Annotated in this window: 23 protein-coding genes and 2 pseudogenes; 9 read left to right on the top strand and 16 right to left on the bottom strand. The window is 53.1% G+C overall.

The window, feature by feature from the left end; all coding sequences use genetic code 11:
• Positions 1–146 precede the first annotated feature (146 nt).
• The 3 genes from phoA to DXU84_RS12055 all read right to left on the bottom strand — a co-directional run bounded on the left by phoA (position 147) and on the right by DXU84_RS12055 (position 5,104).
• The gene (gene phoA / locus DXU84_RS12065) at positions 147–1,577 is read right to left on the bottom strand and encodes an alkaline phosphatase (protein ID WP_153375838.1); all 1,431 of its coding nucleotides are present in this window, start codon (positions 1,575–1,577) and stop codon (positions 147–149) included.
• Positions 1,578–2,368: 791 nt separating this feature from the next.
• Complete coding sequence (locus DXU84_RS12060) at positions 2,369–3,289, bottom strand: L,D-transpeptidase family protein (RefSeq protein ID WP_015689872.1); 921 nt, start codon at positions 3,287–3,289, stop codon at positions 2,369–2,371.
• A gap of 261 nt (positions 3,290–3,550) precedes the next feature.
• On the bottom strand, positions 3,551–5,104 hold the full coding sequence (locus tag DXU84_RS12055) for a DHA2 family efflux MFS transporter permease subunit (protein WP_153375836.1): 1,554 nt from the start codon (positions 5,102–5,104) through the stop codon (positions 3,551–3,553).
• 81 nt (positions 5,105–5,185) lie between these two features.
• Between DXU84_RS12055 and DXU84_RS12050 the strand changes: the two genes are divergently transcribed.
• Positions 5,186–6,310, top strand: coding sequence for an HlyD family secretion protein (locus tag DXU84_RS12050; RefSeq protein ID WP_153375834.1), 1,125 nt, complete (start codon positions 5,186–5,188; stop codon positions 6,308–6,310).
• A 37-nt stretch (positions 6,311–6,347) separates the two neighbouring features.
• Positions 6,348–6,935: a TetR/AcrR family transcriptional regulator gene (locus tag DXU84_RS12045; RefSeq protein ID WP_112151888.1), complete on the top strand. Its 588-nt coding sequence runs from the start codon at positions 6,348–6,350 to the stop codon at positions 6,933–6,935.
• Positions 6,936–6,996: 61 nt separating this feature from the next.
• On the opposite strand, the gene DXU84_RS12040 is transcribed toward DXU84_RS12045, so the two are convergent.
• Positions 6,997–9,108 (bottom strand): TonB-dependent siderophore receptor, encoded by a 2,112-nt coding sequence (locus tag DXU84_RS12040; protein ID WP_119262236.1) that lies wholly within the window; start codon positions 9,106–9,108, stop codon positions 6,997–6,999.
• Between the two features lie 351 nt (positions 9,109–9,459).
• On the opposite strand from DXU84_RS12040, the gene DXU84_RS12035 reads away from it, so the two are divergent.
• Positions 9,460–10,143 carry an O-methyltransferase gene (locus DXU84_RS12035; RefSeq protein ID WP_112151889.1) on the top strand — a complete coding sequence of 228 codons (684 nt, stop codon included), beginning with the start codon at positions 9,460–9,462 and terminating at the stop codon, positions 10,141–10,143.
• A 6-nt stretch (positions 10,144–10,149) separates the two neighbouring features.
• On the opposite strand, the gene DXU84_RS12030 is transcribed toward DXU84_RS12035, so the two are convergent.
• The 3 genes from DXU84_RS12030 to DXU84_RS12020 form a co-directional block, all read right to left on the bottom strand.
• Positions 10,150–12,111: a glycoside hydrolase family 3 protein gene (locus tag DXU84_RS12030; RefSeq protein WP_121019394.1), complete on the bottom strand. Its 1,962-nt coding sequence runs from the start codon at positions 12,109–12,111 to the stop codon at positions 10,150–10,152.
• Between the two features lie 94 nt (positions 12,112–12,205).
• Positions 12,206–12,724, bottom strand: a complete 519-nt coding sequence (locus DXU84_RS12025; protein WP_126124835.1) for a chromate transporter — start codon at positions 12,722–12,724, stop codon at positions 12,206–12,208.
• Positions 12,724–13,281, bottom strand: a complete 558-nt coding sequence (locus DXU84_RS12020; RefSeq protein ID WP_173362069.1) for a chromate transporter — start codon at positions 13,279–13,281, stop codon at positions 12,724–12,726. The genes DXU84_RS12025 and DXU84_RS12020 overlap by 1 nt, the downstream gene beginning before the upstream one ends.
• Before the next feature lie 150 nt (positions 13,282–13,431).
• Between DXU84_RS12020 and DXU84_RS12015 the strand changes: the two genes are divergently transcribed.
• Positions 13,432–14,349, top strand: coding sequence for a LysR family transcriptional regulator (locus tag DXU84_RS12015; protein ID WP_194286517.1), 918 nt, complete (start codon positions 13,432–13,434; stop codon positions 14,347–14,349).
• Here DXU84_RS12015 and DXU84_RS12010 read toward each other — a convergent pair.
• On the bottom strand, positions 14,346–14,699 hold the full coding sequence (locus DXU84_RS12010; protein WP_013575288.1) for a helix-turn-helix transcriptional regulator: 354 nt from the start codon (positions 14,697–14,699) through the stop codon (positions 14,346–14,348). The two genes, DXU84_RS12015 and DXU84_RS12010, sit on opposite strands and share 4 nt — an antisense overlap.
• 237 nt (positions 14,700–14,936) lie before the next feature.
• Between DXU84_RS12010 and fusA the strand changes: the two genes are divergently transcribed.
• A complete protein-coding gene (fusA, locus tag DXU84_RS12005) occupies positions 14,937–17,042 on the top strand; it encodes an elongation factor G (protein WP_013575289.1) in 2,106 nt (701 codons plus the stop codon).
• 98 nt (positions 17,043–17,140) lie between these two features.
• Positions 17,141–17,329 (top strand): plasmid maintenance protein CcdB, encoded by a 189-nt coding sequence (locus DXU84_RS12000; RefSeq protein ID WP_013575291.1) that lies wholly within the window; start codon positions 17,141–17,143, stop codon positions 17,327–17,329.
• Between the two features lie 55 nt (positions 17,330–17,384).
• Here the strand turns inward: DXU84_RS12000 and wrbA are convergent, their stop codons facing one another.
• The 3 genes and pseudogenes from wrbA to DXU84_RS25130 all read right to left on the bottom strand — a co-directional run.
• A complete protein-coding gene (gene wrbA / locus DXU84_RS11995) occupies positions 17,385–17,984 on the bottom strand; it encodes an NAD(P)H:quinone oxidoreductase (protein WP_015689874.1) in 600 nt (199 codons plus the stop codon).
• Between the two features lie 216 nt (positions 17,985–18,200).
• Positions 18,201–18,629 (bottom strand): annotated as a pseudogene (locus DXU84_RS11990) (integrase); the annotation flags it as partial.
• 19 nt (positions 18,630–18,648) lie between these two features.
• Positions 18,649–18,708: pseudogene (locus DXU84_RS25130) on the bottom strand (hypothetical protein); the annotation flags it as partial.
• 23 nt (positions 18,709–18,731) lie between these two features.
• Here DXU84_RS25130 and DXU84_RS25325 point away from each other — a divergent pair.
• The 3 genes from DXU84_RS25325 to DXU84_RS11975 all read left to right on the top strand — a co-directional run bounded on the left by DXU84_RS25325 (position 18,732) and on the right by DXU84_RS11975 (position 19,806).
• Complete coding sequence (locus DXU84_RS25325) at positions 18,732–18,857, top strand: hypothetical protein (protein WP_255425860.1); 126 nt, start codon at positions 18,732–18,734, stop codon at positions 18,855–18,857.
• A 185-nt stretch (positions 18,858–19,042) separates the two neighbouring features.
• Positions 19,043–19,492, top strand: coding sequence for an STM2901 family protein (locus DXU84_RS11980; RefSeq protein ID WP_013575294.1), 450 nt, complete (start codon positions 19,043–19,045; stop codon positions 19,490–19,492).
• On the top strand, positions 19,492–19,806 hold the full coding sequence (locus DXU84_RS11975; protein WP_013575295.1) for a DUF1493 family protein: 315 nt from the start codon (positions 19,492–19,494) through the stop codon (positions 19,804–19,806). The genes DXU84_RS11980 and DXU84_RS11975 overlap by 1 nt, the downstream gene beginning before the upstream one ends.
• A gap of 25 nt (positions 19,807–19,831) precedes the next feature.
• Here DXU84_RS11975 and DXU84_RS11970 read toward each other — a convergent pair whose 3' ends face one another.
• The 5 genes from DXU84_RS11970 to DXU84_RS11950 all read right to left on the bottom strand — a co-directional run.
• Positions 19,832–20,314: an Hcp family type VI secretion system effector gene (locus DXU84_RS11970; RefSeq protein ID WP_013575296.1), complete on the bottom strand. Its 483-nt coding sequence runs from the start codon at positions 20,312–20,314 to the stop codon at positions 19,832–19,834.
• 301 nt (positions 20,315–20,615) lie between these two features.
• On the bottom strand, positions 20,616–20,768 hold the full coding sequence (locus tag DXU84_RS11965; protein ID WP_223509326.1) for a hypothetical protein: 153 nt from the start codon (positions 20,766–20,768) through the stop codon (positions 20,616–20,618).
• Between the two features lie 216 nt (positions 20,769–20,984).
• A complete protein-coding gene (locus DXU84_RS11960) occupies positions 20,985–21,209 on the bottom strand; it encodes a hypothetical protein (RefSeq protein ID WP_013575298.1) in 225 nt (74 codons plus the stop codon).
• A complete protein-coding gene (locus DXU84_RS11955; protein WP_013575299.1) occupies positions 21,206–21,622 on the bottom strand; it encodes a hypothetical protein in 417 nt (138 codons plus the stop codon). Before DXU84_RS11955 ends, DXU84_RS11960 begins: the two co-directional genes overlap by 4 nt.
• A gap of 49 nt (positions 21,623–21,671) precedes the next feature.
• Positions 21,672–22,265: YadA C-terminal domain-containing protein (locus DXU84_RS11950; protein WP_194286516.1), on the bottom strand; the 594-nt coding region annotated here is incomplete at its 5' end.

Below are 22,265 nucleotides of genomic sequence, written 5' to 3'. Positions count from 1 at the left end.
TCCTCTGCGAAGGGGAGGGTTGGGGTGGGGTATTAAATAAAAATCAAAGAGTTAAATTTTTTTAGTGTCAGTATTTACCCTTAAAACTCCCTCCCGTCCTCCCCCTTCGCCGGGGGAGGAGCAAAGCGAAACCCTCATTTTCAAAACTATTGCGCTTTAATCGCCATGGCATCCCGCATGGTATAGAACAAATCCGTCTGATCCGTCAGACCCACCACATTCGCCGCATGCGGGCCAAACGCGGCAATACGCAGTTGCGTCCCGGTGTGTCCCTGTGAATCATCTTCTGAGTTGCCGTAGCTGATGGTCATCGGTGCACCGTCCCTGGTGGTCAGCGTCTGGGTCAGACCGGGGGCTTTGGCATCGGATTCGATAATCTGGCTGGAATGGGCGTGGTCGGCGGTGACGATAACCAGCGTGTTGCCGTCCTGACGGGCGAACTCCAGCGCTTTTTGCACGGCCTCATCCAGATCCACCGTTTCACCGAATTGTCCGCACGGATTAGCGGCGTGATCCTGTTTATCAATCGATGCGCCTTCAACCTGCAGGAAGAAACCGTTCTGATTAGCTTTCAGCAAGTCGATGGCTTTTTCAGTCATGGCGGCAAGCGTCGGGATGTCAGCGGTGCGCTGCGGATTGGCTTCACAGGTGACAGCCGGTTTATCAATGTTGCCGTGATAAGTGGCTTTCGGACCCTGCCAGCGCACCGGCATGTTGCCTTCGGAGAACAGGCCAAGAACCGGTTTCTTCTGGTCTGCCTGCGTGATGGCACTGAGCTGTTCTGCGTTTTCCACCCAGACATAACCCTGTGTCAGCGCCTGTTCTTTGAGGGATTTATCCTTAAATTCACCGGCTTCCGCCAGCTGGCTGAACGATTTTCTGCCGCCGCCCAGCGTGACATCAGCGCGAGCCTGCAACAACTGTTCTGTGATCGAACCGCGTCCGCCATTTTCCAGCGCGTTGCTGGCGCATTTCTCTGCGGTTTCTTGCGGGCCGTAGCACTTGCGTGAGGTCACATGGGCAATCTGTGCGGCCGGCGTTGCATCCTGCAATTCTGCGGTGGAGACGTTGCCGGTGGCCTTGCCTGCGGCTTTGGCGATCTCAAGAATGGTCTGGTGATCTTTGCCGTTTACATCCACGCCAATCGCGCCGTTATAGCTTTTAACACCGGTCGCCCAGGCGGTGGCTGAAGCGGCGGAATCGGTCACGTAACTTGGTTTTTGCGTTTTCTTATCCAGAGAATAATGCGTGTACTGGCCGGTCAGCGGCAGGGCATCAATGCCTTTGAAATAGCCGCCTGCGCCTTCTGCATAGTTACGTGCAGACGTGATTTCAGAATCACCCATGCCGTCGCCAATCAGCAAAATCACGTTTTTCACCGTTTTGTCTGACAACGAGGCTTTCAGCGCTGCTGTCTGATCACCGCTCAGACGGCGGGCACCGCCCGGTTCCGTCAGTACGCCTTTTGCCGCCCGGTCGGTCAGCGTGTCGGTGTCAGCGGCGAGGGTGGAGGCAGAAGCGGAAAGCAGCAGGGCGGCAGTGACTGCGCGGGCGACCAGAGATACGGATTGTTGCATTATCAAAACTCCTTTTTATAAACCATCGGAAATAAAAATATACATATCGATATTTTTTGTTACCGGAAGGTTAAGGGAGAGTTGTGACATTTTAATGACAGGCGCCGGACTGGCCGTGAGACTGGGTTTTAACTTTAACTTCAACTTCAACTTCAACTTCAAGGTCAAGACCTTGGGTTGCCACCCAAACTGGCCTTAAGAGGCGCCTATCGCCGCGCCTCTTAAGAATCTCCGGCTCTTTTACTGCGCGCTCCGCTCGCTGGCTATGTTTCAGGTAGCACGGCGACAGGCTGGAAATCTTGCCGCTTTGCGGTTCCTTCACTCGGTCCTGGAGCCTTTGGTCTCCAGGCCGCTCCGTTCAGCAAGCTTTCTGAATCGCCCGCGACTTTTTAAAGAATGAAGTAAGTGAGGTTGTGAAGTAAAAGCCTGAGGCCGGTTCCAAAATATCGCCTGAGGAGAGGTGGAAAACCGCGCGTCTTTTTTGCGCGGGTTGTAACCCGAACGAAGGGAACCGCGCAGCGGCGGGATTTTGCGGCTATCACTGCGGCTGATGAAACATAGTCAGCGAGCGGAAGCGCTTGTTGAAAAAGCGAAGGGAGATCCAAGAGGGAAAATGCACGTTTCCCTCTTGGGCGGTTTCGGCGCTGCCCGATAAGTGATCACCACAATTGAGAAACCGAAACTTTCTCGGTCAGCTTTTCAGTGCAACTGAGAAGCCGCCTTTGCATCGGCACTATGCAAAAAAAAGCCCCGATGAACGGGGCTTTTTCACAACAACGTCAAAGACGTAATTAGTTGATCTGTACCGGCATACCGGAACGCATCTCGATAGCGCGCTGAACAACAGTCTGGTTGACAGCCGGATCCATCGATACGCTGCTTGCGCTGCCTGCCAGAGTGATTGGCAGTGGCTGCTGAGAATCAAACTCTTCCTGGTTAGAGGACAGCGGGTTGTGGATCTCAATATAACGTTTGCCGTCTGGTTCCACGGTGGCTTTCACCGGCTCGTTGATGAACTGAACGCGGGTGCCTTGCGGGACGTTGTCGAACAACCATTTGATGTCAGCATCACGCAGACGCACACAACCGTGGCTCACGCGCAAACCGATACCGAAATTGGCGTTGGTGCCGTGGACTGCATACAGACGCCCGACATACAGCGCGTACAGCCCCATCGGGTTGTCCGGACCCGCAGGGAAGACGGCTGGCAGGAATTCGCCACGAGAAGCATATTCTTCATGCATTTTCGCCGTCGGGGTCCAGGTCGGACCGGCTTTTTTACGCTGAACGGTAGTCACCCAGTTCATCGGGGTGTCTTTGCCCAGTTCACCGATACCGATCGGCAGCACGACCACAGTATTGGTGCCTTTCGGGTAGTAATACAGACGCATTTCAGCGCTGTTGATCACGATGCCTTCGTGCGGGGTTTCCGGCAGGATCAACTGCTGAGGAATGGTCAGCACGGTGCCCGGGGTTGGCAGGTACGGGTCAACGCCAGGGTTAGCTTCGAGCATGTTGCTCAAACCCATCTGGTATTGCGCTGCAAAATGTTCCAGTGGCAGGCTGCTGCCCTGCGGAACAGTAACTGTGATGTTTTCACCGACCAGACGACCATTATTGGCCGGAAGAGGGTAGACCACAGCAAAAGACGCCTGGCTATATGCAGCAACTGCCAAAACCAGGGTAAGGATTGCGCGAATGCTCATTTTCATATTTTCGTTGGTCGTTAATGCCACACTGGCAGTTGTCAGGATGTTGATTCCCCCCGATCCGATAGAAACCGGCCGGAGGAATAGTGTACTTGCACATAGCACTTGAAAGGGATCCGGTATGTGTAACGAATCGCATTTCAGGGCCGCTAATTATAAGGATTTATTTCAAACAGGCCAAAGCTTTCTCACCTTGTTAGAAAAGTTCCCTGCCACAACCGCATTTTTTGCGGCAGCCTGCACATTTCCTTCACATTCCTGACCTTATTTACGGCAAAACGGCACCATAACCAGTGCGGCAATAAACATCCAGGCCATGATCTGAAAGATGTCGTTGAACGCCAGCGTCAGCGATTGCGCCGCGACTTTCGCCCCAAACACGCCTTTCGCCATCAGCAATGCCTGAGCGGTATCAGGTGTCAGATGGCCGATTTTTTGTGCCAGCGATCCCATCACTTCCTGCGCATGATCCCCGTATTGCCCCAGCGATTCGCCGAAACGTGCCGCATGAACGCGGGTCCAGTCCTGCAACCAGGTATTCACCGTGGCAATGCCAATCGCGCCCCCGAGATTACGCATCAGGTTAAACAGCCCGGAGGCGTAGCGCAGTTCCGGCCCCTGAAACGCGGTCAGCGCCATGTTCACACTCGGCACGATGCACAACATAATGAACAGGCCGCGCACCACCTGCGGCCAGAAAAACTGTTCTGCTCCCCAGTAAGGGGTCACGGCGGTCGTCAGCCATAAACTCAGTGCGAAACCGGATAAACCCACGGTGATCAGTATCCGCCGGTCAACGCGGCTGATTAATCTGGCGGCAATAATCGTGCTGAAGAATTGCCCGACACCCACCACAAACACCGTTGTACCGATTTGCAGGCTGTTGAAATCGCGGATGCGGCCGAGGAAAACCGGCGTCAGATATGTAGAGGCATAAAGACCAAATCCAACCACCAGATTGAACAGGCAGGCGAAGGTGAATGTCGGGTCACGGAAGGGCGTCAGGCGTACGATCGGGTTTTTCGAATAAAAGGATCGTTCGAGAAACAGCACAAAGGCCACCAGTGAGAACCACGCCGAAATCTGGATTTGCGGATCGCTGAACCAGTTCTTGCGCGGGCCTTCTTCCAGCACATATTCCAGACAACCGAGCGCTATCGCCATCGACAATAAATGTATCCAGTCGATACGTTTAAGCATCGGATAATCCGCTTTATCCACATGAATAAACAGCACGGCACCGGTGGCAACCAGAGCGCCGGGCAGAATGTTGATGAAGAAAATCCAGCGCCAGTCGAGTAACTGCGTGACTATGCCACCCACAGTCGGCCCAAGTGTGGGGGCCAGCACGCTGACCATGCCGAGGATCGCCGGAATCAGTGCCTGCTGTTTGCCCTGAAACATGGCGAAGCCGGTCGCGAATACTGTCGGTACCATCGCGCCGCCGGTAAAACCCTGCAACGCGCGAAAGAAGATCATCGACTCGATATTCCACGACAATCCGCACCCGATGCTGCTGAGGGTGAACAGCGCCGCCGATGCGCTGAACAGCCAGCGGGTGGAAAGTGCCTGCGTCAGAAAAGCCGAGAACGGGATCATCACCAGTTCGGCGATCAGATACGAGGTTTGCACCCAGCTGATTTCATCCGGTCCGGCGGAAAGCCCGGCCTGCACATCGTTTAACGAGGCGGCGACAATCTGAATATCGATCAGCGCCAGAAACATACCGAACGCCATAATGCTGAAAATCAAAAACTTACGTGATGTCGGATAATCCGCAGGCGAAAGCGTCGCGGCTGGAGTCAGGGTGACAGACATGGCTATGAGATCCCGGGGACTTGTTTATATGATGGTCATCATATTAATATGATGACCATCATACAATGAGTGAAATTAAAAATGAGTGAAGCAACAGCAGATGAAGGGAGCGCGTCCCCGGCAGTAAAAGCCACTAAACGGTCAAAGCGGATCTTTGTGGTCAGCGGTATTGCGCTGATGGTAGCCCTGAGTGGCGCGGCATGGTTACTGGCTGCGCCCGCGTCGGAATCCACGGATGATGCCTATCTGACGGCAGACACCACCAGCGTTGCGCCAAAAGTAAAAGGCTTCGTTTCGACGGTGCTGGTGCGTCATAACCAGCGGGTACATGCCGGCGATAAACTGGTGCTGATCGATAGCGAAGAGTTTACGGCTCGTCTGGCGTCTGCGCAGGGAGAACTTGAAGATGCCCGCGCGCAGGTGGCGCAACAGGAAGCGGCGTTACTGAGCCAGCAGGCGCAGGAACAACTGGCACTCACCCAAATCGAAGTCGCGCGCACGGCGATCCGTTCGTCGCGTGCGGAACAGCAACATGCTGAAGCCGAGCAGCAGCGTTATCAGTCGCTGGCGGTCAGCGGTGCCACATCACGTAATGATGCTGACCGGTATAAAACGGTGGCGGTGACGGCAGAACAAACCTCGGCGCACGCCGCGGCAATGCTGGATGTTGCCCAAAATCAGGCGGCGGTGACACACGCCCGGCGGGCAGAAATTCAGGCGGCGCTGGCACTGGCGAAGGCCGCTGTGGTGAAAGCGCAGGCGGCACAAGCGCTGGCGCAGCAGGATCTCAATCACACCACTATTGTTGCTGCCATCGATGGCATAGCGGGAAACCGGCAGGTACAGGTTGGCGATTACGTTACACCCGGTCAGCGGCTGATGACGCTGGTACCGGAACAGGGCATTTATGTGACGGCCAACTTCAAAGAAACACAGACCGGCAGAATGCAGCCGGGACAACGTGCGGACGTGCATGTGGATGCGCTGCCGGGCGTGACGTTTCGCGGTGAAGTCGACAGCCTTGCGCCGGGATCAGGTTCGACGTTTGCATTGCTGCCATTTGAGCCGGGCACGGGTAATTTCACCAAAATTGTTCAGCGGGTGCCGGTGCGGATCCGGCTTGACGCTGGTCAGCCAGATTTAGCGGCGCTGCGCCCCGGATTATCCGTGGATGCGCGCGTTTCGTTAACCGATGCGGTCAGGTAAGCTATGACAGCAATTTTCTGATTATCAGGGTGTTATTATGCGCTATGAGAGTGAACATAAACCTAAAATCCGCGAGCGGATCCTGAAGGAGGCGGCGAAAGACATCCGTACCAAAGGGCCGTTGCAGGTCAGCGTGGCAGGTGTAATGAGCAAAGCTGGCCTGACGCACGGTGGGTTTTATGCGCACTTTGCCTCAAAAGAGGCACTGATTGAGGCCGCCATCGGGCAGATGTTTAATCAGGTTATGGCCCGCTGGGATAAAGAAAATCAGGGGCTGACGGCGCAGCAGCAACTGGCAGGGTATATCGATTTCTACCTGTCGCCTGGGCACCGCGATAACCGGGCGCAGGGCTGTCCGGTGTCGGCGCTGGCCTCTGAAACGCCACGCTTGTCCGCGCCCTGTCAGGCAGAGTTCGCGCGCGGCATCGAACGTATCCGTGGGATGATTATCCGCCAGCTGACAGAGATGGGCGTGGACAACCCGCAAACGCAGGCGATATCGGTGAGTGCGGAACTGATGGGCAGTTTGTCGCTGGCACGTTGTGAGCCTGATCGTGAAGTTTCAGATGCGTTGCTGGAAAGTGCGAAGAAAGCGCTGAAGGCGCGGCTGAATCTTGCAGAATAATAAACGTATTCGGGCGATTCACAAACCTCCCCCTTCTCAGGGGGAGGCGCTGAAAAATCTATCAGAAATCATACCCTACCGTAGCAACCACGGTACGTTCCTGACCCCAGTAGCAGTAGCTGGTGCCGTAACAGGCTGCGACATATTTCTTGTCGAACAGGTTGTTAGCATTCAGCTGCACATACGCGCCTTTCAGTTGCGGATTGAACTGCACCAGATTCATACGCAGTGACGCATCAACCAGCGTGGCAGAAGGCATGTGGCGGGTGTTTTCGTTATCCGCCCATTGTGTGCCGATGTAACGCACACCTGCACCCATATCCACACCAATCGGCGTGTTGTACTGACCCCAGATGGAAGCCATTTGTTTTGGCGTCACATACGGCGTGTTGCCGTTGTTCTCAGCCGCATCACGGATACGCACTTTGTTGTAGGTGTAACCGGCCATCACGTTAAAGCGTTCGGTAACCTGTTTCTTAGCTTCCAGCTCCAGACCCTGTGAGCGGATTTTACCTGCCGGCTCGTAGTAGCTGCCGACCACCACGCGGTTACCCACGTCTTTTTGCGTCAGATCATACAGCGCCGCGGTGTACATATCGGAAGTGCCGACCGGCTGGTATTTGATCCCGGCTTCGTATTGCTCACTCTGCATCGGTTTCAGCAGCGTGCCGTCAGCGCCTGGCAGGGCAGATGGCGTCATCGCCTGGCTGTAGCTGACGTACGGTGAAATGCCGCTGTCAAAGGCGTACAGCAGGGAAGCGCGGCTGTTGAAATGACTGTCTTTACGTTCGCTGTTGCTGGTGGTGCCGTAGATGCTTTCGTAACTGCGGCTGGAGGTTTTTAGCGTGTCGTAACGGCCTGACAGGGTCAGATACCATTTGTTCCAGTTCATCTCATCTTGCAGATAGGTACCCATCTGCTCATAACGGTTTTTACCGCGTTTATGACTGTAATAATCCAGTGCATCACCGCCAACGCCAGTGTACGGGTTGAGGTTTTCAGCGTAAGCAGCGTCAGATTTCACATCATTGATAAAGTGGGAGTAATCGAAACCGATCACCACTTTATGTGCCAGTTCGCCGGTCGCGAAATCCGCTTCGAGCTGGTTATCAATCGCAAAAGTATCCAGCGAGGACTTCTCACCGGAATAATAACGACTCATCTCGGTACGGTCCGCATTCCAGCCCGCCTGATACACCTGATCCAACTCGGTGTTGGAATGCGTGTAGTTGGCATTCTGGCGGAATGACCAGACGTCGTTAAACGCGTGCTGGAATTCGTAGCTGTAGATTTGCTCCCAGCGTTTGAACTGGTTGCGGGTGCTTTCGCCATCGAAGAAACCCCGGCTCAGTTTCTGTCCGTAGAGGCTGCCGTCAGCCGGAACCGCGGCGTGGTAGCCACCGGACGGATCTTTTTGCAGATACGCGCGCAGTAAAAGCGAGGTATTTTCATCCGGCGTCCACAGCAACTGTGGCGAAATCGCGTAACGCTCTTCACGCTGGTGATCGTACTGCGTATCGCTGCTGCGGGTCATCCCGGTCAGACGGAATGCCAGCTGATCGTTGATGGCATTGGTGTAATCGAATGCGCCGCCTTTGGTATTTTGCGTGCCACCGGAAAGCTGGAAGTGACCTTCTTCAGCAAACTGCGGGCGCTTGGTGGATTCCACTACCACACCGCCGGGAATGCTCTGGCCGTAAAGCGCAGAAGACGGTCCTTTCACCACATCAATACGTTCCAGGAACCACGGATCAACCTGAATGGAGTTATAGGTCGAGCCATCGCTCAGGATCCGCAGGCCATCGAGGAAGGTGTTGTTGACGTCACCGCCGTGGAAACCGCGCAGGGAAATGGTGTCATAACGCGTTGCGCCGCCGGCAAAGTTGGTGAATACGCCTGGCGTGTAGTTCAGTGCAGCGTTAACCGTGGTGGCGTTCTGGTCAGTCATTTGCTGACGGGTCACAACAGAAACGGCCTGACCGGTGGTGATCAGCGGCTGATCCGTTTTGGTCGCACTTTTACTGGTTTTCGCGCTGTAACCCTGCGTCGGAGCATCGGCGGTATCCGCAGGCGCGGCTTTGACAATGACGGTGTCTTCAGCAGCCATTGAGGCAACCGGCATTGCCAGCGCGCACATAAGCACCGAGCGTTTGAGGGGGAAAGCCAACAACATATTCATAATCCCTATAAATAACTCAATAATGATTGAGTGATTAATTGATGCGTGTGTAATAAACCCAAAAGCCAACATGTGTTCCGCACAAAAGCGTGACGTGCGAAGGGCAGTCACTTAACCGAAACGTGACGGATGTTAAACTTAATGATAATTGTTATCATTATTATTTTACAAATTCAAGGGAACTTTACGCCAAAAATGTGAAGTGACGCATTTTTAACCTGATGAAAACGAGGGTTTTTTAATCACAGTAATAAAAATCTGAGCAAAATGGCCGGAAGTGATTAGGGTTAATAGTGAGTTTTTTAATCATGTTCTCTATGTAAAATTCACGGCCGGGAGGCGAAAATGGGTCAGGGGAGTCCGGAGGAATACAGCAGGAAATGGGCAGCGGTTGACAACTATCTGGTGAGTCATTTAGTGGACAGCGATCCGGTTCTGGATCAGGTACTGAAAAACAATCATCAGGCCGGTTTACCCGCACACGATGTAGCACCCAATCAGGGAAAATTACTGGCGCTGTTCGCCCAAATCATCAGCGCACAGAAAGTCTTAGAAATCGGCACGCTCGGCGCTTACAGCACTATCTGGCTGGCGCGGGCGTTACCGGCGCTCGGAAAAGTCGTGACGCTGGAAGCCGATCCGCATCATGCGCGCATCGCACAAACCAACATTGAGCTGGCCGGTTTGCAGGATAAAATTACCTTACACACCGGGCCTGCGTCAGAAACCTTGCCCACGCTCGCGGCGGAAGCGCCGTTTGACCTGATTTTTATTGATGCCGATAAACCCAGCAATCCGCTTTATCTGGAATGGGCACTGAAATTGTCGAAACCGGGGACATTAATTATTGGCGATAATGTGGTGCGGGACGGCGCGGTGGTGGATCCGCACAGCGACGACGCCCGGGTGCAGGGTGTGCGTCGCTTTATTGAGATGATTGAACAGGAACCGCGTTTATCAGCGACCGCGCTGCAAACCGTCGGCAGCAAAGGCTGGGACGGTTTTGTGCTGGCGCGGGTCACCGGTTAACAGGGCTTAACGCGCCAGACCAAAGCCAATATCAAACAGCGGATTTTCGCTGTCATGTGGCATATCGGACTGTTGTCTGAGCACGGCTTCTTCAGACGATGGCAGTTCAAACGGCAGCTTACCGGTATAGGCTTCGGTGCTGGTCAGGCGCGTAAACAAAACGGTATCGCTGACACCGAAATTGCCGATAATCACTTTCGCTTTGTCCTTCACGTTGGTCAGGATCGCCGGACGGTCGAGATAAACGGTGACGATTGTCGGCACTGCTTTGCTGGCTTTCACGATCGCCTGATAATCCGCGTTGTCACCGGTAAAGGCCAGCGAGCCTTCGTGATGGCGCTTGCCAAAGAACCAGGCTTTATGCGGTTGCTCGTACGGGGCATGGGCGCGGATCAGCGCAATATCGGCTTTCTCCGGCGCATCCACCACGGTAAAACCGGCTGCCGTCGCGGCCTGCGGTGCTATGCCGTACAGCCAGATCTTTTTGCCTTTTTTCAGCGGTAACACATCATCGGTGTTTTGCAGCAATACCAGTGAATGTCCCTGCGCCGAATTGGCTTCTTTTTGCCAGTCAGCGCGCCCGACGGTTTGGGTGGCTTTCTGCACATCGACATACGGATTTTCAAACAGTCCGGTCTGGAATTTTTGCTCAAGAATACGCACAACAGATTCATCCAGGCGCTGTTCAGTCAGTTGCTTTTCATGCACTGCGCTGACCAGCAACTGTGAGTCGGTCACGCCGCCAAACTGATCGACACCCGCCAGCACCGCCTTCACGAAACGCTGCTGCGGCGTCAGATTCTCGACACCCCACGACATGCCACCGGGCACCGGTTCTTTACCTTCCGGCGAACCGTTCAGGCATTCGTTTTCGCAATTGCTGGTGATCAGCCAGTCGCTGAGAATGACGCCTTTGAAACCGTATTGTCCGCGCAGAATGTCGGTCAGCAACTGATGACTGAATCCGGCACCGACCTGTTCGAGCGGTTTGCCGTCCACGGAAACATTTTTCAGGATTGAATATGTCGGCATGACGCTGGCGACCTTGGCTTCAAACGCGCCGGTAAACGGATAGATGTGTTCTTTGAGATTATTGCCGGGGAAGACGGCGTTTTTGCCGTAGACGTTATGGCTGTCAAAACCGTTCTCAGCCGCGCCATAGCCGACCCAGTGTTTGACCACGGAAATCACGCTGCCCTGATTTAGTCCGTCAGGACCGTTTTGCATCCCTTCGATATAACCCCGCACCATGTTATGCACCCGTGTCGGATCTTCGCCGAAGGTGCCACTGATACGCGCCCAGCGCGGCTCTGTTGCCAGATCGGCTTGCGGTGAAAGTGCCTCACGGATACCGACGGCCAGATATTCCTGACGGACGATATCGGCGTAACGGCGGGTGAGTTTCTCATTGCCAATCGCCGCCAGTCCTAAGGTTTCCGGCCACTGGGTGAATTTACCGGAAGAGGTACTCGCACCGACCAGATACTCGAATGAGTTACGCGGGTCGCTGCTGACGGTGACCGGAATACCCAGGCGCGTCTTTTCGGCAATCTGCTGCAGTTTATTGTTTTCTTCCGCCATCATGGCGGGGTCGTTCGCCGAAAGCCGGGTGATCAGGCTGTTGACCTTCGCGCCGGCAATCATCTTTTCCGCCGCTGCCATGTCATAATGCGTGCCTGCGCCGATCGGGCTGTTGGCCGTCGGTGCCGAGCCATGCATCATCACCCCGGCTTTTTCCTCCAGCGTCATGCGTTTCACCAGATCCGCTGCTCGTTCTTCCGGCGTCAGTCGCCAGTCTTCATAAGGTTCCAGTTTCCCGGAATGATCGAGATCTTTGAACTGTAAGCCGTCGACAGTCAGCAGCGTCACTTCGCGCTGGCTAAGTTCCGGTTGATTATCGGCGGCAAAAACAGAAGGTGAGGAAAGCAGCAGGGCAGCGACAGCAAGGCTCAGAGGTTTGATTTTCATCATCGTCCTTAATGGTTGATAACTATAGAAGAACTCAATTCCCAATCAATAACCTATTTGCCAGCTGAATGTTGCGATCTGCTTCGCAATGATGTCAGCCGAATGCCAGTCCGAGCACCGCGCCAACGGCCAGTACCCATAACGGGTGGATACGCTTACTGAGCGCCAGCAGGGTACACAAGGCGATCACCCCCGCAAGCGTCAGCGTGGTGGCTGAGGCTTTGGCGATCAGTAATCCGCTCGACACCACCAGCCCGACAGTCACCGGCACCAGCCCGCGTTGCACTATCTGCCGCCACGGACGGTCTTTGTAACGTTTCCAGCCGCCCATCACGACAAGTGTAATGATTGACGACGGACCAAATTTTGCCAGAGAAGACACCAGCAATCCTGACCATCCGGCAACCTGCCAGCCAATCAGCGGCACGATCATCATATTCGGGCCGGGAGCGGCCTGTGCCAGGGCGAACAGCGCACTGAACTCCTGCGCACTCATCCAGTGATGCACCTGCACCACTGCACGTTGCATCTCGGGCAGAACGGTATTTCCGCCACCAAATGCCAGCACGGAAAGTTCGGTAAATAACAGGGCAAGAGAAAGTAAAACTGGCATCAGAATTTACTCCTCGCACAGATGAAAATACTGACCGGGGCCAGCACCAGCATGACCGGCAGCATCGGGATCCGGAACACGGCAATTGCCATTACGCCGACGGCAACCAGCAAAAGTTGCAGCCATTTCCCCCGCAAAGGAGCGAGCATTTTGATGCCGGTCGAGAGCAGTAAACCGGCCGCCGCCGCCGCCATCCCGGCGAACAGATGTTCCACCAGCGGTTCATTCTGATAACGTGCATACACCAGGCCGAGCAGCACCACACAAATCGTCGGCGCGAGAATAAGTCCGAGTAGCGCCGATAATGCGCCGCGTAATCCGCGGAACTCCATCCCCAGCGCGACCGACAGGTTAATGATGTTGCCGCCGGGTAAAAACTGGCACAACCCGAGCAACTCGGTGAACTGAGCGGCGGTCAGCCAGTGGCGTTTATCCACCAGCATGTGTCGCGCCATCGGCAGCACGCCACCGAAACCGGTCAGGCCAAGGACGAAAAAGCCCATAAACAGTTGCCTGCAATCGGGTTGTGGCGCGGTATTTTCTTCTGTCTCAGGCATTAATTTTTCCTGCGTTTGCGCTGACATTTTCACACTCTCCCTCAAAAGTAATCCAAAGCCGCCAGAGGCGTAAATTCTGTTAAGGATCATGCGCGTGGATGTGCCATGATGTCTAATGCATTTATTAATGGCTAAAGATACCCTGAAGGTATGGTTATGATTGAACTGAAACGTCTGAATGCGTTTGTTACCGTGGTGGAAGCGGGCAGCATTACCCGCGCCGCAGAATTGCTGTTTATTCAACAGCCGCCGCTGACGCGCCTGTTACAGGGACTGGAGCAGGAATTTGGCATCCCTTTATTACAACGCTTGCCGCGCGGGGTGATCCCGACCGAAGCGGGTGAAGTGTTAGTGCAGGAAGCCCGTGCCGTGCTGGCACGTGCCGCTCAGCTCAGCGCTGCCATGCACCGTGCCGCGCAGGGCGAACAGGGTCGGATCCGCATCGGTTTCACCAGCTCGGCCGCGCTGCATACTTTTGTGCCCGCGCTGTTGCGCCGTTATCGGGAAATTTATCCGGCCGTCAGCACTCAGCTTGAGGAAAGTGGCAGTGGCGAATTGCTGGCCGCCGTGGTGGCGGGCGAGCTGGATGTCGCCTTTGTGCGCATGCGGGTCAAAGATATGCCGGAATTAGAGATGGAAAAGGTGCTGGAGGAACCGATGTGGGTGGCGGTTCCGGCCGGACACAAACTGGCGTCGCAACCAGCCAGTCAGCCACTCAGACTCGAAGATCTGAATAACGAGCCTTTTGTATTATACCGCCGTCGCGCCGGTCAGGGATTGTACGATGCCATACTGGCGGCGTATGTGCGTGCCGGTTTCAGTCCGCATATCGTGCAGGAAGCGCCACGTTTAACCTCTTGTCTGAGCCTGGTCGGCGCCGGACTGGGGATTTCTATTGTGCCGGAATCCATGACCCGGCTGGGCGGGGACGGGGTGATATTTTTGCCGCTGGACGCCGCGACACAACTCAGCGCACCGTTATATCTCGCGCGGCGCGAAGACAGCCATTCATCGGCTATAATCAATACGTTTTGCGATCTTGTAAAATCGCAACTGACGGCTCATTAAAGGTGCTGCTCGGAAATGTGTTTCTGGGTGGATTCCAGTGTAATGCCGTCGGATTCGATGGCGCTGAGCAGGGAATCGAGCAGGCCGGGGAAGCGGGCATCCAGATCTTCGCGGCGCAGCGAAAGCAAATTGGCACGACCGTCAGGGCGCTGCCAGATAACGCCGCTGTCACGCAATACGCGCCAGTGGTGCGTCAGCGTCGATTTTGACAGGCCCTGTAATAAGGTTCCGCAAGGATGCTCGCCACCTTTTGCCAGGGTGCGCACCACGGCCAGACGTAACGGATTACCCAGCGCAGTCAGAACATTTTCGAGGCGGATCTGCTCGCGCTCAGGATGGTTGGCTATCATATTGTTCCTTTACTTTAACGACGCTCATCGGCGGCCGCGCAATATAGCCTATCCCTCTGCTGCTGTACAACGCGACGGCCTCTGACCAATTTCATCGATAGAATAAACTTATTGTACGAATATACACGTACAATTGTAGTATGCTCTCCGCATTAAGAAGTTTAGTACTCATTACTTTGTGACGGGATGTGAAAACCACTCTCCGCCAACTTAGCCATCAACCAGTAAGGACGTTATATGGCTCGCAAAACGCCAATCGAGCGCTACCGCAATATCGGTATCTCAGCACACATCGACGCAGGTAAAACCACCACCACCGAGCGTATTCTTTTCTATACCGGCATGAATCATAAGCTGGGAGAAGTGCATGACGGCGGTGCGACCACAGACTGGATGGCTCAGGAACAGGAACGCGGCATTACCATTACGTCAGCCGCCGTGACCTGTTTCTGGCGCGGGATGGATCACTCCTTCGATGAGCACCGCATTAACATTATCGACACCCCGGGGCACGTGGATTTCACCATTGAGGTGGAGCGTTCCATGCGCGTTCTCGACGGTGCGGTGATGGTGTACGACGCCGTGGGCGGCGTGCAGCCACAGTCTGAAACCGTCTGGCGTCAGGCCAATAAATACAAAGTGCCGCGTCTGGCGTTCGTCAACAAAATGGACCGTCAGGGCGCAGATTTCTTCCGTGTCCGCCAGATGATGGTGGACCGGCTGAAAGCCAATCCGGTGCCGATTGTCATTCCGATCGGTAAAGAAGAGCATTTCACCGGCGTGGTGGATTTGCGCAAAATGCGCGCCATTTTATGGGATGACGCGACACAAGGTATGACCTTTACCTATGAAGCGATCCCGGCAGAATTGCAGGCTCTGGCAGAAGAATGGCGCGAGAAAATGGTGTCGGCAGCCGCCGAAGCTAATGACGCGCTGATGGATAAATATCTCGAAGAAGGCACGCTGACTGAGGATGAAATTACCGAAGGTTTGCGTCTGCGCACTATCGCCGGTGAAATCCAGCCGATGCTGTGCGGCAGTGCGTTCAAGAATAAAGGCGTGCAGCGTATGCTCGATGCCGTGATCGAACTGATGCCTTCTCCGCTGGATATTCCACCGGTGGCGGGCACAGACGAAGACGGTAACGACGTTTTCCGTCACTCTGATGACAACGAGAAGTTTTCGGCGCTGGCATTCAAACTGATGACTGACCCGTATGTCGGCCAGCTGACGTTTGTCCGTGTTTATTCCGGCGTGCTGAAAAAAGGCGACAGCGTGTATAACCCGGTGCGCGGCAAGAAGGAACGTATTGGCCGTATCGTGCAGATGCATGCCAATGACCGTATCGAGATTGACGAAATTCGTGCTGGTGATATCGCCGCCTGTGTGGGGCTGAAAGATGTGACGACCGGTGAAACACTGTGTGATCCTTCGGACATCATTACGCTGGTGCGCATGGAGTTCCCGGATCCGGTGATTTCGCAGGCCATCGAGCCGAAGACTAAAGCCGATCAGGAGAAAATGGGCATCGCGCTGTCACGGCTGGCGTCAGAAGACCCGTCGTTCCGTATCCGCACCGATGAGGAATCCGGCCAGACGATCATTTCCGGTATGGGCGAATTGCATCTGGAAATCATCGTCGACCGTATGAAACGGGAGTTCGGCGTGGAAGCCAACATCGGTAAACCGCAGGTAACGTACCGTGAAACGGTGCGCAAAACGGTGACTGATGTCGAAGGGAAATTTGTGCGTCAGTCCGGTGGTAAAGGTCAGTACGGCCACGTGGTCTTCACGCTCGAACCATTGCCGGCAGGCACAGGTTTTGAGTTTGTGGATGCGACCAAAGGTGGCGTGGTGCCGCGCGACTATATCCCTGCGGTTGAAAAAGGGGTCACGGAAGCGCTGAACAACGGCATTCTGGCCGGTTATCCGGTGGTCGATGTGAAAGTGACGCTGACCTTTGGTTCCTATCACGAGGTCGATTCCTCGGAAATGGCGTTCAAAATGGCGGCGATCTTTGGTTTCAAAGAAGCGGCGAAACGTGCCGATCCGGTGATTCTGGAACCGATGATGAAAGTGGAAGTGGAAACGCCGGAAGAGTATGCCGGTGGCGTGATGGGCGATTTATCGTCGCGTCGCGGTACGGTGCAGGGCATGGAAGAAATCGCGGGCGGTGGCGGTAAAATTATCAAAGCCGAAGTGCCGCTGTCTGAAATGTTCGGTTATTCCACCGTTTTGCGGTCGATGTCGCAAGGTCGTGCAACCTACAGCATGGAGTTCAATCACTATGCCGAGGCACCGCGCAATGTGGCCGAAAACATTATTGCGTCGCGTGGTAAATAAGCAAAACCGGCGTAATCTCCGTCAGAGACAAAACGGTCCGCAAGGGCCGTTTTTTTTGGTCGTAGAAAAGACAGCTGAAATTACTAAAGGAACTTGTGATGACGTGCTTAGTAAAAGGAATTAAAGAAAACCCGGCGATTTTTGTAAAAGACGCTAACAGTTTAGAAACAAACCAAAGTCTCCAAACTGATTCCTGGGAACAATCAGAAAACGCAGAAGCTATTGATACATGTAATGAATTTACAAGTAGAGCAGGGCTGTTTTCAGAGGGGCGTGGCGTGCTTTAACAGGCCTGTAAGGAATTTAAGGCGCAGAATTCTGCGCCTTATTTTACGCGGTTATTTAGCTGACCAGTTTACTGACGATGGTCGCCACATGTTTGCCCTGATGTACGGCAATCCGTAGTTCTTCTGCGCTCGGCTGGCGCGAGCCGTCGCCACCGGCGATGGTGGTGGCACCATAAGGTGTACCGCCGCGAACCTGAGAAATATCGAACAGTTCAGGTGTGGTGTAACCGATTGGAACGATAATCATGCCGTGGTGGGCGAGGGTGGTCCAGGTTGACGTAATGGTCATTTCCTGACCGCCGCCGGTGCCGGTTGAGCTGAATACACTGGCGACTTTGCCTGCCAGTGCGCCTTTGGCCCACAGGCCGCCGGTCTGATCAAGGAAAGTGCGCATCTGGCCAGTCATGTTACCGAATCGGGTCGGTGTGCCGAAGATGATGGCATCGTAATCGCCGAGTTCTGCGGGGGAAGCGACTTCTGCCGTCTGACCGGTTTTACCACCGGCAGCCTTAAAGGCTTCTTCCGGCATGGTTTCAGGGACGCGTTTTATTGTGACTTCAACACCTGGAACGCTGCGTGCGCCTTCTGCAACACTCTGCGCCATCGTTTCAATATGACCATACATGGAATGATAGAGAACCAGTACTTTTGCCATCTTTAACTCCTGTTGAGGTGATGTTTTTACCGTATCCTGCCGGGTTTTGGAGCCGGTAATACGGGCGAAAAATTCGCTTAAAAATCCCACGTTTACTCCTGCGCCTGTAAGGCGTTAGTCATGAGCATGAGAGTCCATCGTCCGCGCATAAGGCGTGAGTTACAAACGCAAATTTGTGAACAGACTCATCAATTAATTAGGGCAATTAAGCTTATTTTATACAGCCCCTTTTACTCCATGGGGCATGCATGGGACATAACTGCTTAGCTTCTGGTTTAGCATCGTCACCTGATCAGCGCTGCTTTCCGGCATCCAACTGCCATAAACGTTAAACACCATCTGGGCGCTCGAATGTCCCATCTGTGATGCGATGAATGACGGATTTGCACCCGCAGAAAGCGACCAGCACGCATAGGTGTAACGAGACTGATAGGCCTTGCGATATTTTAAACCTGCGCGTTTCAGTGCCGTTTCCCAGATTGCGCTGAGGGAACCCACTGCATAATGATAGCCGGAGTTTTCATTGTGGCGCATTACTCTTGGGCTGAAAACGAAAGTACAGGCATGGGATACTGAACGGCCATATTCCCGCAATTGAACATCTATTCGATGCTGCTTTGTCCCCCTGGTTAATCGTGCCTGACTTCAACCTGGTTAGCGCGATCAATAAATCTTCTGTTACCCAGTCATTAGGCTCTAACTGAATGATGTTGTGTGTGCTCATTTCAAACAGCTCCAATGATCTTTATGAAGATGACCGGCCAGCAGAATAGGGCTGAAGGTAAAAAAACGGAAGCGGGCGAAGAAATGCTTGCCGCTCCGAAATACATCAAAGAGCAATGGGTTCTATCCGGCATCCCTCGATCAGCCTGAAATAGAAACGCTTATTGTGGGGGGGGATCTTGAAGGAGAGGCGACGATAATTTTCGGCGTCGTTACGCATATCATCAATGATGCGACGACCGATGAGTTTGATGATATTCCGTGTATTTGATTTAATTGCCTGCTGAAGACGCAGGGTTTATTCTAAAACCCTTCAAATCAAAAGGATATTGAGAATGGATACAACTGAAACGCTAAACGGAACATACTTCTATCACGGTCATGCCAACGTAACGAAAGAAGAGCTGTTCTGGCTTATCTTCATCGAATCTTTCGCAGACCATAGTGGAATGGCTGTTGAAACTGCCGCAACCATTATTGCAGGTCAGCCAATTTTACCTAAGCGCAAGGTACTGGGGGCTAAAGGCAACAAAACCAGCATAGCGTCGAAGATGGCAAGACGCATTTTTAATAATGCAAGATTCCCTGACGGAATGCGTATTGAATCATTGGTACTGGGCGAGGTACGCCATACGAACAAAGTCGGTGCTGTCGTCGGCCGCGCAGTTCCTTATCTTGGTTACGCTCAGGCAGTAGTAATGGTTGCTCTTGTGGCAAGGGATACTCGTAAAAAATACAACCTCATTGCGTATCCTCAAGACCGTGTGGCGTGGACGTACTTCTGATGGCAATTGATGAAAGTGAGATTCTTCAATACATCACTGAAAATTACAGTGAACGGAAGAAACCGGTCAGCAAAGACTGGACTTTTAGAGAACATTTTTACTTTGTACCGGAAGAACTGGAAGAAATGCTTTTAGATTTATTCACTCGGTATAACATCAAACACGACAACTTCAACATTGATGATTATTTTCAACCCGAATTACCGTGGTGGTGGTTTAGGCTGCGGCGGGAGTACAAAGAAAAGTCGTACAAGACTCTTACTGTTGAAATGATTATTGAGTCTGCAAAGGCTGGTAAGTGGCTTTACGATTAAGGGGCATAGCGCCCCTTTTTTCACATTAAGCCGTCTGGCGGTCGTTCCAGGAGTCGGCAAAAATAATGTTGCCGTCGTTATGCTTCCACGTAATTTTCTCGTAGCGTAACTCTACTGTTTCAAGATGGTTGTCCTGAGTATTATCACCAGTTGCCATAGCTGGAGAGATGGACACTATCCGAACTTTTTCGAGCAACATGTTGAAATACTCAACTTCCTGGCCTGCGTCGTTAATCCGGTACCATTTAATCTCGGCAGATTCGAGACTCTGGCCTGTTGCCACCGCTTTATAAATATAGGGGCTTGAACAGTCGAAGTCCTTCACGATCAGTAAAGGGGAGTGCATGCGGGTCCCCGTTACTTTACCCGTCGCGTTATCCGTAGGGATCATCAGGTTGTGATGGAATCCCTTAACCTCGATGCTGTATTCCCGACCGTTAACATCCACACCGCCTTTGATCAGCGCGCCGCCGTCATCCTTCAACCATAAATATGCTGGTATAGCCATTATTCAAATATCCATATAAAAAGGGTGGGCAATGTTAAAACAACCTGAACGGTATTTGCACGGTTAATTTGACTTAAGTTCGCCCTGATGTGAGCGCAGTGATATGAAGAAAAAACTGGGAGCTGCTGCTGTGTAGTTTAAAAGGTATTCTGATTCTGTATGAGCAGGGGGCGAGCAATGGGGCACCTGTGGGGCAAAAAAAATAGTCAAATATCGCATAAGTTTGTCGTTGGCGATTTTGGCTGATTCTAACCAACTGTTATTTAATGCGCTTTTGGGCGAACTTTACCGATTTTTATTATCATCCAATCACAGTTTCAATATGACCATACATGGAATGATAGAGAACCAGTACTTTTGCCATCTTTAACTCCTCATGAGGTGATGTTTTTTCCGTATCTTGCGCGGGTTTCTGACCTGCAATACGGGCGAAAAACCCGCTTAAAAATCCCACGTTTACTCCTGCGCCTGTAAGGCGTTAGTCATGAGCAAGAGAGTCCATCGTCCGCGCATAAGGCGTGAGTTACAAACGCAAATTTTTGAACAGACTCATCAATTAATTAGGGCAAAGGTGCAGAGAAGGTGGGTTTCGCACCTCTATATATTAGAACAGAAGTGCGGGACTGGCGGGAGAGGAGGGCAGGAGATATAAAAACGTAGTCAGAGTGCATTATTCTCTTTCTTTTTCCCAACTGACCAGAATTGAGATTTCATCAGGTTGCGCGATGAATTTACTGAGTGTGGCGGTATGACCGTCTTTCATCATGACCGATACAGCGACGCCGGTCACCCCGTCGGTCAGCGGGGTTTCCTCAACGCGCTGTAACATTTTCAGGCAGGTATATTGCTGCCCCGGTGGCAGATGTCTGAACTGATCGGTGTGGTGCTTTTTCATATCGGCGTCCTTCCATAAATTTGCCCGTCACGCATCAGAACCAGCTTGTGCGTGCGCTTGTAATAAATCGCTGTGAAAACGCCTTTGCGATAGACCTGAGCATCTGCGTTATCTTCATCAAGATATGCGGCGGTCCCTTCGATATATCCCTGTTTATCCGCAGGAAAGATTTTGACGTCGATACCTTTAATACGCGCATGCACGATCTTTTTAGCGGCCTGGGCATATTGCGTGGAGGCATTTTCCATTGCCTGCTTAAGGGCAACACTCTGAATGGCGGTCTGACGATTTTGTTCAGCCATATAACAGGTATCTTTGGAGACGCCCTGTGACTGGCAGTCAGCCATTCTTGAAGCCTGAGTAGAGCAACCGGAAAGCAGGATAATGGCTGCAAAAACGATAAATTTTTTCATTGAGATTTACCTGAAAGGGAAGAACGGGGGACGGAGCCCCCGGAACGATTTACCAGCCAACGCTCACGCCAGCGCCATAACCAAAGTTACTTTGCGTGTCGTCGGAGACTGACATTTTGACAATGGTGGATCTGCTGGCATGGAATGAAGCGCCAACGGACAGGGCGTTTTGCGCATCATAACCGCCGACACCGGCACCCACCGCGAACTGTTGGGATTCCTGCACCTGAGGGATATTGGCCTGCGCCATAGCGGAAGCCGATCCGGCAGCGGCTTCTTTTTTGTTGTCATCAACCTCAGATTTTAACGCGGAGAATTTTGAGTTGGTGTAGTCCTGAGACTTCTGCAACACCTGAGCATCTGCGGCAGCACGGCTGTGAGATTCAGAGAGAATTTCGGCGTGATTTTGTTCAGCTTCGGCATTCAGGGCAGTGATCTGTTGGTCGTAATAGCTTGAACGAACCCTTATATCTTGTGAATAGGGGGAGGAGCCGGGCTGCGATGTAATCCCCTGTTTTTTGGGAATAACAGGATTCTGCTGCTCTGTCGTGTTAACACTAACGGGATTCCCGGTAGGGTCATTTTTGGCCGGAGTGATCAGCACAGGGTTCCCGGTAGGGTCATTTTTGGCCGGAGTGATCAG

The organism is Rahnella sp. RcJ3 (assembly GCF_009498575.1).
GTDB classification, from domain to species: domain Bacteria; phylum Pseudomonadota; class Gammaproteobacteria; order Enterobacterales; family Enterobacteriaceae; genus Rahnella; species Rahnella aceris.
The sequence above is the reverse complement of the archived record's forward strand: the minus strand, read 5'-3'. Positions and strand labels throughout refer to the sequence as shown.